Source organism: Vibrio sp. 03_296, assembly GCF_002265885.1.
In genome coordinates this window covers 57,216-72,729 of sequence record NZ_NPKW01000055.1, presented here as the reverse complement: position 1 = coordinate 72,729, position 15,514 = coordinate 57,216, and the positions used below count along the sequence as shown (strand labels likewise).

Genomic DNA, 15,514 nt, shown 5'->3' with positions numbered 1-15,514 from the left:
TTTAATTATGTGACTTCACCACCACTCTGTAGGCCGATGCGTTGGTTAAAGAGATAATGAACTGTGCTATACTCGCGCGGTCTTTTTCCCCATATCATAGGTAGGTTTAGCGAGTGAAAATCAGAAAGCTGCTTGGCATTCTCGTTCTTACCAGCGCGTTTTTCGCTGCACTCATTGCTATCTACTATCAGGATAAATACCAAGATCTGCTCAAGGCGAATATTGAAAACACCGCGAAAGAGGCGCTCAATCAGCTCTCCTACACCGAGCGTGAATACAACAACTTGTATGATCAAGTCGCCTCGGTATTACAACTACTGACCTATAACCAAACCTTGACGGATTTCGTCGTTGATCCCAACCCTCAATCGGAAAAGGCACTAATGTCTTTGTGGGAATCTGTGGTGGTCAACCAAAAGTGGTATACCGAAATCCGCTTGTTGGACACGGAAGGGATGGAGCAGTTGCGTCTCAATTACGACGTCAGCAGTAATTACTTTTTCCCTGCGGCGAAGATGCAAAACGACGCAAACGAAACCTATTTTATCTATGCCAAGGCACTCGAAAATAGCGAGATTGGAGCATGGGGAATCACGCTAGACACGCGAGATGAGCAGTTAATTAAACCTTATGTGCCTGTTATTTCTATATTTACTCCAGTCACGATACGCGGTGAGCGCAAAGGGTATTTGGCGCTAAATCTGAATGTGGATTACATCGCTGATCGGTTGAATTACTCACCCGTCAAAGATTTTGACATTGAAATCGTCAACGATCGTGGTTACTTCGTCATCAGTGAGGAAGAAGAAAAGCAGTTTGGTGACCTACTGCCAGAGCGCGCGGCCTTCCGTTTTAGCGATCAATATCCGCAAGCTTGGCTGCAGTTTAGACACCAGAAAGCGGGTTACAGCTATGATGAGCACGATTTAGTGGTTCATAACGGTGTTCGCTTTGGCCAAGACAGGGAGCTCTACTTGCTGATCGATATGGATCAGCAGCAGTTAATGGAACGCTCGAAAATTGCCGTGAATGATCTTACGCGTGAAGCACTCTTTGTGCTGTGTTTGATCTTGGTTGTGGCGCTGCCTTCTCTGACGATTGTTCTGCACTATCGCCAGCGCAATTTGGAAAGTAAATTGGCCAGAGCGGCTTTGAATGGCATGACCGCTGTGATGATTTCAGACACCTCTCACCGCATCATTCTCGTGAATCATGAATTTGAAGTGATGTTTGGTCATCAGGGAGATGAGATTGAAGGAAAAAGCGCTCAACAACTGATCTTTTTGAATGATGAATTAGAAACTGTGATCAAAGCATGGGGCGAGTTGCAAAAGAACGAGGTATGGGAAGGGGAGATCCGTTGCCAAACCAAACTCAACCATATCATCACGGTGATTATGCGTATTCAGGCGGTGAAAAACTCTCTCAATCAAGTGAGCTACTACATTACTTCGCTGGTGGATATCAGTGCGCGCAAAGAACTTGAAGAGCGTTTGAGAAATTTAAGTGAGCGTGATGAACTGACACAAATCTGGAACCGACGTAAGTTTGAACAGCAGCTTTCTCAACATACCAGTTTGATCGAGCGCTATCCAGCGACCCCTATGGCGTGCTTAGCCTTAGTTGATATCGATTATTTCAAGCGAGTGAATGATGAGCAAGGCCATGATGAAGGTGATCGCGTGATACGCGAAGTGGCTAAGATTCTTCAAAATGGCTTGAGAAACACCGATGTCTTAGCGCGTGTTGGTGGTGAAGAGTTTGCCATCATCATGCCACATACCACCGTTTCAGCTGCGGAAGTAGTGCTAAATCGTCTGCGTGTCGCGGTGTCGATTTCCAAACAAGTCGATGTCACGATTAGCGTGGGCTACACCGAACTCACCTCCAACAGCACCCTCAGTTACAAATGTGCTGATATTGCTTTGTACGACTCTAAAAGCTCAGGTCGCAATAAAGTCTCCCTCTGCTACAACGATGAAGATCTCGCTTAATCCGCTACTATGGAATTGTAACGAGATATATACAGTTAGACTAAAGTCTAATATGTGAGCAAAATTGAACTAAAATGGTTATTAAGTAAACTGTCACCCCTAAGTGAGTTTGCTGTGATTGCCGTCATGTTTGGTGGCGATAAACAGTAAGAACGGTCCAGTGCAGTTTGCCCTTGTCTTGAACGGAAACGTCGCGCGTTGCGTGTTTATAAGGAAATATTCAGTTCGGGCGCCAGAGGCAGAGTATGTTAAATCATTTTTTAGTTAGATTGACCATTGGAACCCTAGTGGTACTTGGATTTAAATTGAGCGCAATTTACTTCTTATTGTTGATCCTTTTGCTCAACACGCATCACAAAGAGTTCTTTGGCTGGTAGATGCAAACGCATCAACTTGAAAAAGCAGCTTCAAGTTGTTTGGGCATCACGCAAAAAAATCGGGGAATATCCCCGATTTTTTGTTTCTGCAAAATGAAACTAAGCGGCTTGGATAGCGGTTTCAATCATTTTCATCGAACTATCAAGATGGCTGTCTAAAAGGCGCGCCGCTTCTTCAGAATTTTTTGCCAAAGCAAGTTTCATGATCATCTCATGCTCTTCAATATCAAACAGAGAGTGCTTATTACCTTGGTGTTGGGAGAGAGCAAAATAGCGGTAACGTTTAATTTGATTGGCGAGATCTCTAAAGAAATCAAACATGTTTCTTGCTTCAGCGCCTGCAAGTAACGTGGTGTGGAAATGGTTGTGGCGCTCTTCCCATTCTGTCCAATCTGGTGTGGTGTCTAAATTCTGGGCGCGGGAAAGTTTGTGATAAGCCGTTAGTACTTCAAGTTCCCAGTTTTCATTTCCGCAAGCGATTGCTTTTTTCAGCAAAACAGGAGCCACGACGCGTAGGCTTTCATAAAGATCGCGCAGTTCGTTTTCGCAGACAGGGGCAACCCAACAGCCTTTTTGTGGTTCAAGTTTGACGTATTTGCTCCAAGAGAGCTGCACGAGTGCTTCGCGGATTGGTGATGCCCCAACGTTGTACTTGTCTTTTAGATCCGCGACGACTAATTTTTGTCCTGGTTTCAGCTCGCCATGAAGAATATCCTGGCAGATCATTTTTGATACTTTGTCAGTTAGGGTCGGGCTAGACACAAGAAAACCTCATTGATAACAATATATTCTGTATAGTAAGAATGTGATTATTTTAACGGTACGCAATTCTGGTTGATAATATAGCGTACTGATTGTTATCGCAAGCCGTTTCATAAAAAAAGAGGACCGAGGCCCTCTTTTTATTTTTTACAAATTGTAACGAATTCTTATAGTACGTGTACTGACGCAGTATTCGTTGTACCAGATGCAACAAGAGCACCAGATACCATCACAACGATGTCGCCTTTGCTACCTAGGCCAGATTCAAGAGCAAGCTCTTTACCGGTTACGTAGAACGCATCCGTGTTGTCGATTGAATCAACAACAACAGGTGTAACACCTTTAGTCAGTACAAGTTGAGCTGCTGTCTTCTTGTTGGTCGTTAGCGCAAGAATGTTTGCAGTTGGGAAGTACTTACGTACAGAACGTGCAGACTTACCACCTTCAGTTGCAACGATGATCAGTGGTGCTGCTAGTTTCTCAGCTGTGTCTACTGCACCTTTACATACCGCTTCAGTGATACGTAGGCGTGGGCTGTCTAGACGAGAGCCTAGCTCTGCTTTTAGTACAGAATCAGTACGGTTAGCGATTTGCGCCATGATAGTTACCGCTTCAACAGGGTATTTACCTTTCGCTGTTTCGCCAGAAAGCATGACTGCATCAGTACCATCCATGATTGCGTTCGCAACGTCACCCGCTTCTGCACGAGTTGGACGTGGGTTCTTGATCATAGAATCTAGCATTTGAGTTGCAGTGATAACCACTTTACGTGCGCGGTTACATTTTTCGATCATCATCTTCTGTGCGAAGATGACTTCTTCTGCAGGGATTTCTACACCTAGGTCACCACGAGCAACCATGATACCGTCAGAAAGCTCTAGGATTTCGTCGAAGTTATCAACACCTTCTTGGTTTTCAATCTTAGAAATGATCTGAATGTTCGCGCCGCCGTTTGCTGCTAGAACTTCACGGATTTCTTTCACGTCAGATGCTTTACGGATGAAAGATGCAGCAACGAAGTCAACGCCTTGCTCACAACCAAATTTAAGGTCGTTTTTGTCTTTTTCAGATAGTGCAGGTAGGTTTACAGAAACGCCTGGTAGGTTAACACCTTTGTTTTCGCCTAGAGCACCGTTGTTCAGTACCTTACATTTAACTTCAGTCGCAGTCGTTGCGATAACTTCCATCTCGATTAGACCATCGTCAACTAGGATAGTGTTACCAGCAGATAGATCCGCAGCAAAACCTGGGTAAGTTACTGCTACGATGTCTTTGTTACCAACAACAGAAGTATCAGTCGTGAAAGTGAACTCTTGACCAGCTACTAGATCAACGTCGTCGCCGTTTTCTAGTTTGATAGTGCGGATTTCAGGACCTTTAGTGTCTAGTAGGATAGCAAGTTGCTTACCTGTGTTTTCCATTACTTTGCGGAAGTTCGCGATACGAGTGCCGTGCTCTACGTAGTCACCGTGAGAAAAGTTCAGGCGCATTACGTTCATACCTGAGTTGACTAGTTCAGTCAGTTTCTCTACAGACTCAGTTTTTGGGCCAATCGTACATACGATTTTGGTCTTTTTCATGGAAGATACTCTCCGGTCAATATAGTTACAATTTGAAAGTCGGTGTGTGTAGCCTAATGCCTTTACATGTCCCACTTTTTTAGCTTCTCAGCGGGCCTATCTACAAAAAACTTAATGACATCAGGGTTGAAAGTCTTTCATCAAGTTTAGTCATTTTATGACCAACTCAATAATTCAAAATTCTCTATTTTTGTGACTTTCTCCACTTTATATGAAGAAAGTTGCAAAAAAATAACGGTCAATTCTGTAATAAATTTTCTTTTCGGAGGCGAATTCTACCACTGAATTCAGTCAATATCACTGTCTAAGAATTGTCTTAGGACAAGGTTTCAGCGCTATTTATTAATTTTTTGGATCGAAATAAATGGACTAGAAAGTTTCACTTCAACTATAATTTCTTTCAATTCGAAACTTAAAGTTAAAAATTAAATGTCGAAACGAAACACTCAGCTGAGAAGACACAGTATTTCTAAATTGGTTAATGAGAAAGGAGAGGTCAGTGTTGACGAGCTCTCTCATAAATTTGATACCTCAGAAGTCACGATTCGAAAGGATTTGGCGTCATTAGAAAAGAATGGCCAATTGTTGCGCCGCTACGGTGGCGCGATTGCGATCCCCAAAGAAGTGATTCATGAAGAAATGAGTCAAAACGTTTCGGATCGAAAGCTAAAACTCGCAGAGAAAGCCGCGGAGCTGATTCGAGACCACAACCGTATCGTGATCGACAGCGGTAGCACAACCGGGGCGCTTATTCAGCAACTCAACAGCAAACGTGGTTTGGTGGTGATGACCAACTCATTGCACGTAGCCAACGCGTTGAACGAGCTGGAAAGTGAACCTACGCTTTTAATGACTGGCGGAACTTGGGACAACCATTCTGAATCCTTCCAAGGCAAAGTGGCCGAATCGGTGTTGCGATCGTACGACTTTGACCAGCTATTCATCGGCGCAGATGGTGTTGACCTGACCCGTGGGACCACCACATTTAATGAACTTGTCGGCCTGAGTAAAGTGATGGCGGAAGTCTCACGAGAAGTGATTGTCATGGTTGAGTCCGACAAGGTGGGGCGCAAAATCCCGAATCTCGAACTGGCGTGGGAAATGATCGATATTCTGATCACCAACAATGACTTGCTGCCAGAACACAAAGCCGAAATGGAAGCCAATGGCGTGCGCGTCATCTGTGCCTAATCTTTTTCCTCGTAACGACTTTTGCTTGCGAAGTACGAGGAAGCAAAAAATAAAAATGGAGATAAAACATGTGTGGAATCGTTGGTGCTGTTGCACAGCGTGATGTCGCAGAGATCTTGGTTGAAGGTCTACGTCGTTTAGAATACCGCGGTTATGACTCTGCGGGTGTTGCAGTGGTTGATAGCCAATCCAACCTAACTCGAATTCGCCGCTTGGGTAAAGTACAAGAATTGGCGGATGCTGTGGAGCAAGCCGAGGTTGTTGGCGGGACAGGGATCGCGCACACGCGTTGGGCGACTCATGGAGAGCCTTCTGAGATCAACGCGCACCCACATCAGTCGGGTGACATCAGCGTGGTACACAACGGCATTATTGAAAACCATGAAACGCTACGTGAGTTGTTGCAATCTCGTGGCTATGTGTTTGAATCTCAAACGGATACTGAAGTGATTGCTCACTTGGTTGAGTGGGAATTGCGTACCGCAGCGTCATTACTTGAAGCCGTACAAAAAACCGTTAAACAATTGGAAGGTGCTTACGGCACTGTGGTATTGGATCGTAAAGATCCTTCTCGCATCGTGGTGGCTCGTTCTGGTAGTCCGATTGTGATTGGTTTTGGTGTTGGTGAAAACTTCCTTGCTTCCGACCAACTGGCGCTGCTTAACGTAACTCGCCGCTTTATGTACCTAGAAGAAGGAGACGTTGCAGAAATTACGCGCCGTGAGGTTGCGGTATATGATGCATCGGGTGAGCGTGTTGAGCGTGAGATTGCCGAATCAAACGCTGAGCATGATGCGGGTGATAAAGGCCAATACCGTCACTTCATGCAAAAAGAAATTTACGAGCAGCCGACGGCACTGATCAACACCATGGAAGGGCGTATTACCGCAGATTCCGTGGTGACCGAAGCCATTGGTGTTAATGCAGCCGAGATTTTAAGCAAAGTTGAGCATGTTCAGATCGTCGCATGTGGCACGTCTTACAATGCGGGCATGACAGCGCGTTATTGGTTCGAAGACATTGCAGGCGTGAGCTGTGATGTGGAAATCGCTTCAGAATTCCGCTACCGCAAGTTTGTGACTCGTCCAAACAGCCTGCTTATTACTTTATCTCAATCGGGTGAAACGGCGGATACTCTTGCTGCGTTGCGCCTAGCAAAAGAGAAAGGATATATGGCGGCCATGACCATCTGTAACGTGGCGGGGTCATCTTTGGTTCGTGAATCTGACTTTGCCTTTATGACTCGTGCTGGGGTAGAGATTGGTGTCGCTTCTACCAAGGCGTTTACAACCCAATTGGCAGCTCTACTTATGCTGGTGACGGCGCTGGGTAAACAGCAAGGCCGTATCAGTAAAGAAAAGGAAAAAGAGATCATAGAAGCGTTGCACGCGTTGCCTAAGCAAATCAACGCAGCACTCTCTTTTGAAAAAGACATTGAAGCCTTGGCGACAGATTTTGCAGATAAGCACCATACCTTGTTCCTTGGTCGTGGTGAGTTCTATCCCATCGCGATGGAAGCGTCTTTGAAACTGAAAGAGATCTCTTACATTCACGCTGAAGCGTACGCGGCGGGTGAGCTTAAACACGGTCCTCTCGCATTGATTGATGCAGACATGCCTGTGGTGGTGGTCGCGCCAAGTAACGATCTTCTCGAGAAGTTAAAATCTAACGTGGAAGAAGTGCGTGCACGCGGTGGTCTTTTGTATGTATTTGCGGATTCGGACGCAGGGTTCGAGGGCGATGAAACTATGAAGATCATCACTATGCCTCACGTGAGTGAAATCACCGCAGCAATCTACTACACCATTCCAATGCAATTGCTCTCGTACTACGTGGCGTTGATCAAAGGAACGGACGTTGACCAACCTCGCAACCTAGCGAAAGCGGTTACGGTAGAATAATCGTTTTGAAAGAATGCGATGAGCCGAGGTGTTGTCACCTCGGCTTTTTTTGTTTTAACGCAGAGGTGTAAAGGAAAGTCAGTTTTAAAAGAGGCAAGACTAAAATGGGCTGTCCTTGCCCAATGCATGACAGATTTCGACAATGGCGAGTGAGAGACCAGAGCGGATGATTTGTTGCTTTCTTTGCAGTTGAAGCTGATAAAAACTCAGCTCGATATCGTCATCAGGGTTATCGACTTCAAGTTGCACCATGCCCATTTTCTGCACTAGATGAAGTTTCTTAATCGGTTCGAGTATTTGGGGATCGGTAAACTCGTATTCTGTGCTATCGCTGTTGAGTTTGTTTTTGAGCTTAATAATGTCTTCAATATCGTGGTAGTGATGATCTGATAACACGCCTAAACCAAAGAGTAGTTTTAAGCGTACAGAAACATCACCTAATGGACCCGAGTCCTGCAAAAGCGGCCCAACGACAGATTGCACGGCAAAATTATCTTTGCGAAAAATTCGTTGTACCAAGCCATCGACGGCCTCGGTAAGGATGTCGACGGTCTCAACAAAAAAACCGCGTACACTGGGGGCGTGATTTAATCGTTCAATGATGTCACTTTCGTTTGTATGCTCTGCCATAAACTGAATCAATATATCTTTTTTATATTTGAGGGGAGCATAGCTCCCCTACTGATTAAAGTTGGTTGTAAAGAGTTTCAATCTTTGCAACCTCAACACTGTCCTCTGCAAGACTTGTGTATTTTGCCAGCGTTTTTTTCACGCCAACTTGCTGCAGTGAGCGCTGTAATTCCACGGCCTGTGGATCACTGTCATTTTGATATTTTAACGCGGCAGCGATGCCTTTTAAGAGATGCTGATTTGCCGTGTCGAACTCAATTGTACCCAGTAATGGTTTGATTAATCTATCATTCATACCAAGTTTGCGAATAGGTTGGCGACCAACGCGGTCCACTTCATCCACTAAGAATGGGTTGGCAAAACGCCCCAAGATCTTCTCTATGTAGGCTTGGTGCATCTCACGCTCAAAACCGTAGCGACGAATCAGCACTTCACCACTTTCCATCATCGCCTGTTTGACTTGGTCACGAATGACAGGGTTTTCAATCGCTTCTCGAATAGTTCGGTGGCCTTGTAAGCAACCTAAGTACGCCGTAATGCAATGCCCAGTATTTAAGGTAAACAGTTTGCGTTCTACAAAAGCCATGAGGTTATGGGTCTTTTCCATCCCGGCAATGGATGGCACTTCGCCTTTAAATTGCTGCTCATCGACAATCCATTCACTGAAGCTTTCAACGGTGACTTCCAGAGGATCATCGTTAGCGGCTTCTGCTGGGGGCACAATGCGATCCACTGCTGAGTCGACAAAGCCAACGAGCTCGTCAGTTTGGGCGTGTAAGGATGCATCGAGATGTTTGTACACTTCTCCTTTTAAGTGGGTAGTACCACGAACCATATTTTCGCAAGCAATAATATTAAGTGGTGCCAGATTGCCAGCGGCAAAGCGTTTTGCAATCCCTTGGGCAATGGTTTTGGCTATGATATCCAACACATTCGGTCCCACTGCAGTGGTGACTAAATCCGTCTGGACAATGCGATCAATCACCTCTTCACTGGCCGAATTAACGGCGGTGATATGGGTAACGGTATCAATTTGGCATTTACTGCCGACCACTTTGACTTTGTACTCTTGCTTGTGACTTAACTGATCAACCAAAGGAGCATCGACATCAGCGAACGTCACTGAAACGTTGGCATCGGCCAATAATTTACCAATAAAGCCGCGACCAATGTTACCGGCACCAAAATGTACTGCGTTTTTCATAATACTTACCTACCAATTTAAAATGCATGATGAACTTAGGGTGAGGTCAACCGTATAGGGGAGCAGTTGACCTCGATTTTGCTCAGGAGCAAAAAGTTGAACGAATTAAGCGGCTTGTTTTCCACCGAGGATATTTAGAATTTCTTCGATATCATCAGTGCTGGTGAGTCTCTCAATCGCTTCTGGTTCATCAAGTGCGTTGGTAATAGTGGTAATGACTTGGATGTGCTCATCGTTCTTGGCAGCAATACCAATGACAAGTTTGGCCACATCGTCTTTGTCGTCAGTAAATTGGATACCCGATGGGTATTGGCAAATGACAATGCCTGTTTTTTTCACGCGATCTTTCGCTTCCACAGTGCCATGTGGCACAGCAATGGATTCGCCAAGATAGGTGGGGACGAGGGCTTCGCGTTCAAACATCGCCTCGACATACTCAGGTTCTGCGTAGCCAAGCTCAACCAGTTTGTTGCCAGCGAAACGAATGGCTTCTTCTTTGCTACTCGCTTTCAGGCCTAGGTGAATGTTTTCACGCTGGATCTGAAAGACTGAGGGTGGTTGCACGTCAAATGTACCGTCGTTGGCTGCCAATACAGACACTTTGACGATGTTGTCATCATTTGCTGCCGATTGCTGTTGCGCTGCAAACAGCTTAGTTACGAGTTGATTGTACATTTCACTGTCTAGGAAGTTGGTTAGTGAAATGTGGTAAGCATTCGGTGCGTGCTGACGTGCACGATCCGTAAGATCTTTATGCGTAATCACTATGTCGGCGCTCTCTGGTAAGCTGTTAATCGCAAGGTTAGTTACATGGATGTTGAGCCCCGCATCCTGAATTTTTTTACGAAGCATGCTCGCCCCCATGGCACTGGAGCCCATTCCTGCATCACACGCCACAATAATGCTGTGCACGGTTGCTAGGTCTACATCACTTTTGTTTTGGTTAGTGACATTAGCACGCCCTTTTGACGCCGATTCCATGTTCTTCACCTGTGAAGTGGCTTTTTCCAATGCGGCTTCGTCGCCTTCTTCTTCTGTCGATGTTTGTGTTTTCATCAGTAATGCAGCGACAGCAAAAGAGACACCGGTTGCTGAAGCAATGGACGCTAATACGCCGAGGATAGAGGCTTTTTGCGTCATTAGGAGAATCGCGAAAATAGAACCTGGAGAGGCGGGTGAAACAATCCCAGCATTGAATACCGTCAGGACAAATACCCCTGTCATACCACCCGCGATTGCGGCAAGGATCAGGCGTGGATTCATCAAAATATAAGGGAAATAGATTTCGTGGATCCCACCAAAGAAATGGATGATCGAAGCACCACCTGCCGTCTGGCGTGCTGTACCTTTACCAAACACCATATAGGCGAGAAGAATGCCGAGCCCAGGACCAGGGTTTGCTTCAATGAGGAAGAAAATCGATTGGCCAGCTTCTGAAGCCTGTTGGATGCCCAGTGGAGAAAAAATACCGTGGTTAATGGCATTGTTGAGGAACAAGATCTTCGCAGGCTCAACAAAAACAGAGGTCAAAGGAAGGAGATGCGCAGAGACAAGGAAGTTGACGCCAGCCGCTAACCCGCCAGAAAGGACTTTGACAAATGGCCCGATAAAGAAGAAGGCGAGAATCGCACAAAGCATGCCAATAATGCCGGCCGAGAAGTTGTTCACTAACATCTCAAAGCCACTTTTGACTTTGCCATCAAAGTAATTGTCGAATCGTTTGATCGCCCAACCACCCATAGGGCCGACCATCATCGCCCCCATGAACATCGGGATGTCAGTGCCGACAATCACACCCATTGTGGTAATCGCACCGACAACCGCCCCTCGATCTCCACCGACAAGCTTACCACCGGTATAACCGATGAGCAGTGGCAGTAGATAAGTGATCATTGGTCCAACCATGGCTGCCAGCGTTTCATTTGGCAGCCAGCCAGTTGGAATAAATAGGGCGGTAATAAAGCCCCACGCAATAAATGCCCCGATGTTGGGCATAACCATGTTAGACAAGAAACGACCAAAATGTTGTATCTTGATCTTTGCATCTGGTGATATCATACGAACTCCCCGTTTGATGTTCTGATGAATGTTGTAGTAACGGTTCGCCAAAACCGTTTGATTGCTTAGTTCTCAATCAATCTACCACATCTTTTTCCATTAGAACTGATAGCGGGTTTTTCGTGATCCCCCTCCTAATTTTTCCATTCGCAAGCGTTTTTTACGTGAGTTTTCTCACTTTATTGAGTTGAAAGTTAATAACAAATTGCACTTTGGTTATTTGTCAAACCTTTTATTGGTGATCTATATCTTGTTTTGTTGGATTTGAAATAAAAATAAATTGTGATGATGATCATTAAAATCTTCTTTTTGAGCTCTAATTAAGATTTTGAGTGACTTTTGTCACAATTGGGTTTTGGGTGGCTTTGTAGGATATTGTGATAAAGGTCACTATTTTTGTTTGGCTGTAATTTTTTGACAGAACACAGTGAAGAAAAGAAGCACACATGGTGCTTCTTTTGGGCTAGGTGAGTGAACTACTGCGGGTTGGTGTCGAGATATGCTTTGGCGGAGATCGCCGTCCAAGCTCGCACTTTCTTCAGGTAGTTTTCTTGTGAAGTGATGATCTCTTTCGCGAGTGGATCTTTGGCGGCCTCTTCCTCTAGCAACTCATTGGTTGCTTGTCGCATGGCTTGTAACACCGCTGGCGGAAAATCACGCACCTTGATGTCTGGGTATTCGCTTTGCATGGTAGCCCAGCTATTGGCATTGGCGTCGATCGCTTGGTTGTACATATCAAACGCCGCCACGCGGAAGGCGGTTTCTAGGATCACTTGCAGATCTTTGGGTAATGTCTCCCAGGTCTTCTTATTCACTAAAAACTGCGTTTCTGAGCCCGGCTCATGCCACGCGGTATAGTAGTAGGGGGCGATTTTGTGAAAACCCATACGCAAGTCAAACGCCGGACCCACCCACTCCAATGCGTCAATGGTGCCACGTTCGAGTGATGTATAGAGTTCTCCCGGCGCAATATTGGTCGGTTTAGCGCCAACGCGTGCCAGCACTTCACCCGCAAAACCGGGGATACGCATTTTTAGCCCTTTCAGATCTTCAACGGAATTGATCTCTTTCTTAAACCAGCCACCCATTTGGATATCTGAGTTTCCGCCAGGAAATGAGAGCAAATTGTGCGGAGCATAAACTTTTTGCATCAGTTCCATGCCACCACCGTAATAGAACCACGCGTACTGCTCTGTGGTGATCATGCCAAAGGGCATCGAAGAGAAATAGAGCGTGTTGGGCACTTTCCCCTTCCAGTAATAAGAGCTGGAGTGGCCAAGATCATATTGACCAGACTTGACCATATCAAACACCCCCAATGGTGCTTTGTGTTTGTTGGCCGAATCGATGCGAATCTGTAGGCGACCGTTTGACATTTCTTCAGCGAGCTTAGCCATGTTTTTCGATGCGTCACCAAGGATCGGTGTATTCGGTCCCCAAGTTTCAGCCAGTTTTAAGCGATACACTTCTTCTGCAGCAAAAAGTGAAAAAGAGAGCAGGGCAGTGGAAGCGATAATCGCACGTTTCAGAAAAGATCGGTTGGGCTTGATTGTCGGCATGACGTCCTCGTTTGTGTTGTTGTTTGCCAACAGATTCAAATTAGATGATTTTTTCGTCAATAGAATAAAAACCAGTCTAATGGGCTGTGATGAGACGAATATCTGTCATATTGAACAAAGTATGCACGGAGTATCGGTGATTTGACCGATCTGTTCAGTTGTTTGGCCGCCTGGCGCTCGTACTTTAAGAGGATTACTCTGATTGTAAAACTGCTGCTTAGGTCACGACATGGCAATGCATACGTGACCAAAAGCCATCAATTCATGCTTGATGAAGTGAGAGGTAGTGCCGCGCTTTAGCTGGCGTCATGTATTTGCCTAGCGTTTTTTCAGGCACATCACGCAGATCAACCACAATCATGCCATCCAACGCATTGTTAAATGCAGGGTCGATATTAAAACACACCAATTTGCCATTCAGCCCTAAGTATTGTCTTAGCAAAACGGGCACCCCTTTGCCTTCATCAATACGAGAAATCACTCGAGACAGCAGTTGCAAATCACCAAGAGCCGTTAGCATGTTGGTGTTCCATTTGGGATGATGATCGGGAATGGGGTTAAGTGGTTTGACGAGCTCGGCGCTGGCAGCATCATAATGGTGCAGTGTCATGGATTGAGCGAGCAGTTGCCTTGCGGTGGGGCTGTAATCGTTGCTGATGCTGACCGGCCCAAACAAATGCGTGTATTGCGGATGTTGAGAGACAAAGGTCGCAATTCCCTTCCACAGGAGCAAAAGTGCATTCATGCTGCGCTGGTAGGGGGAGGTGATCACAGAGCGTCCCATCTCAATCGACTGGCCTAACTGGGTAAGAAAGGGCGCATCATAGTCGAATAATGTGCGCGAATAGAGCCCATCCAATCCAGATTTTTCCAGCAGTTTATCCACTAAACCGAGGCGATATGCCCCAACCAGGTGCTGGTTTTCATCATCCCAGACAAACAGATGATGATAATGGTGATCAAAACGATCGATGTCGATCGCATAACCCGTCCCTTCCCCAACGGCGCGAAAGTTGATCTCTCGTTGCCTGCCGATCTCATGCAGAATCGAAGGAATGTATTTGGCAGTGGTGCAATAGACACTAAAATTACCTTGGCGAAGCAATAAAGCATCTTCTGGGAGCATCGCCAGATCCAATAACCACTTTTGCTTTTCTAATGGCTCTGCAATCGCGGCGAGAGGGGGATTGGTGTCGTGATCCATTTGGTGGTGAAGCGGTGGTTCAGCGCTGAGTAAATACGTGTTTAAACGCAAATAGCTGACCAGCTGTTCATCCGTCAAATGTTGTACTTCTTTGAATGTGATTGGCTGACCAATGGCAATCGGAATCGCTTGCTGCTTCTTATTGAGCAATTCACGCCCTAACATCAGCGTGCGCAAGAGAGGGTGAATCTTGCCGGCAAGATAAAAGCGTTGTGAGTTCTTCCCGTCGATAAACACAGGAAGTGCATGCGCTTTATGTCTTCGGATCAGAGCGCTGACAGAACGGCTCCACTCTTTATCTTCTAAGCGTTTTTGCTTTCTATCAACAAGTTGCGATACCTCACCAGCAGGAAAAACTAAGAGTAACCCTCCTTGAGCGAGATGCTTGTTTGCATCACGTAGCGCCTTCATGTTGGACTTTGCTGCCTGCTGGGAATCAAACACATCCACACCAATAAAGAGCGTATCTAACTCTGGAACGGTTTTGAGATATTGGTTGGCAAGGATTTGAACATCCTCCCGCATCATCAGCAAGAGTTCAGCAAGAATCACCCCTTCAACACAGCCTAACGGATGATTAGCCACCACCACCGTTGGACCAATCTGTGGGACGTTATCAAGCGAGCCTTTGACGATCTGATAGTCAATACCCAGAACCTCAAGGGTAAAGCGTAGAAAGGTTTGAGTATCGCATTGCGGCGGGCGCTGAGCATAAAACTTATCCAATTTGCTCAGCCCTGTCATCCATTCAGCAACATTCTCTCCAATGCCAAAAGGCGTTTTGCGTGGAAGACGAAAAGGACTGTTGATTGCCATAAAGACCTCGAATCTGGGTTTCTGATCGCCATGCTAATCATGAGAGATGACAGTCTGGCTTCAGCAAGGTTGGTCTTTAATGATGCTTTTGTGACGCTTTGGTTAACGGATGAGTCGAGAAGGGCGTGCAACAACAAGTAAAATGATGGAAATAAATTATCTACCGCTCACAAAATATACTAATTTTGCATCAAAATGTAAGTTTGGGTGTTAATTTGAAACTGCGGGACAAAATAAT

The 15,514-nt window shown here is 45.7% G+C and carries 10 protein-coding genes; 3 read left to right on the top strand and 7 right to left on the bottom strand.

Translation table 11 applies throughout. From position 1 onward, the window contains the following. Positions 1 to 113: 113 nt before the first annotated feature. Positions 114 to 1,994: a diguanylate cyclase gene (locus tag CIK04_RS05975; RefSeq protein ID WP_097352405.1), complete on the top strand. Its 1,881-nt coding sequence runs from the start codon at positions 114 to 116 to the stop codon at positions 1,992 to 1,994. Positions 1,995 to 2,470: 476 nt separating this feature from the next. Here CIK04_RS05975 and CIK04_RS05970 read toward each other — a convergent pair whose 3' ends face one another. Both CIK04_RS05970 and pykF read right to left on the bottom strand, forming a co-directional pair. Next, positions 2,471 to 3,133, bottom strand: a complete 663-nt coding sequence (locus tag CIK04_RS05970; RefSeq protein ID WP_017421257.1) for a GntR family transcriptional regulator — start codon at positions 3,131 to 3,133, stop codon at positions 2,471 to 2,473. A 167-nt stretch (positions 3,134 to 3,300) separates the two neighbouring features. Continuing rightward, on the bottom strand, positions 3,301 to 4,713 hold the full coding sequence (gene pykF / locus CIK04_RS05965) for a pyruvate kinase PykF (protein ID WP_026050472.1): 1,413 nt from the start codon (positions 4,711 to 4,713) through the stop codon (positions 3,301 to 3,303). A gap of 429 nt (positions 4,714 to 5,142) precedes the next feature. Here pykF and CIK04_RS05960 point away from each other — a divergent pair, with 429 nt between their 5' ends. Together CIK04_RS05960 and glmS are read left to right on the top strand one after the other, a co-directional pair. Next, the gene (locus CIK04_RS05960; protein WP_097352406.1) at positions 5,143 to 5,904 is read left to right on the top strand and encodes a DeoR/GlpR family DNA-binding transcription regulator; all 762 of its coding nucleotides are present in this window, start codon (positions 5,143 to 5,145) and stop codon (positions 5,902 to 5,904) included. Between the two features lie 68 nt (positions 5,905 to 5,972). After that, positions 5,973 to 7,805: a glutamine--fructose-6-phosphate transaminase (isomerizing) gene (glmS, locus tag CIK04_RS05955; RefSeq protein ID WP_039540753.1), complete on the top strand. Its 1,833-nt coding sequence runs from the start codon at positions 5,973 to 5,975 to the stop codon at positions 7,803 to 7,805. Between the two features lie 99 nt (positions 7,806 to 7,904). Here glmS and CIK04_RS05950 read toward each other — a convergent pair whose 3' ends face one another. The 5 genes from CIK04_RS05950 to CIK04_RS05930 form a co-directional block, all read right to left on the bottom strand. Beyond that, positions 7,905 to 8,435: an MltR family transcriptional regulator gene (locus CIK04_RS05950; RefSeq protein WP_045629372.1), complete on the bottom strand. Its 531-nt coding sequence runs from the start codon at positions 8,433 to 8,435 to the stop codon at positions 7,905 to 7,907. Positions 8,436 to 8,490: 55 nt separating this feature from the next. After that, a complete protein-coding gene (locus tag CIK04_RS05945; RefSeq protein ID WP_039540747.1) occupies positions 8,491 to 9,639 on the bottom strand; it encodes a mannitol-1-phosphate 5-dehydrogenase in 1,149 nt (382 codons plus the stop codon). 105 nt (positions 9,640 to 9,744) lie between these two features. After that, positions 9,745 to 11,697, bottom strand: a complete 1,953-nt coding sequence (locus tag CIK04_RS05940; protein ID WP_097352407.1) for a PTS mannitol transporter subunit IICBA — start codon at positions 11,695 to 11,697, stop codon at positions 9,745 to 9,747. A 476-nt stretch (positions 11,698 to 12,173) separates the two neighbouring features. Then, positions 12,174 to 13,256 carry a TRAP transporter substrate-binding protein gene (locus CIK04_RS05935; RefSeq protein ID WP_045595017.1) on the bottom strand — a complete coding sequence of 361 codons (1,083 nt, stop codon included), beginning with the start codon at positions 13,254 to 13,256 and terminating at the stop codon, positions 12,174 to 12,176. 262 nt (positions 13,257 to 13,518) lie between these two features. Then, entirely contained in the window at positions 13,519 to 15,276 is a 1,758-nt protein-coding gene (locus CIK04_RS05930; protein WP_097352408.1) for a lysophospholipid acyltransferase family protein, read from the bottom strand. Positions 15,277 to 15,514: the final 238 nt, after the last annotated feature.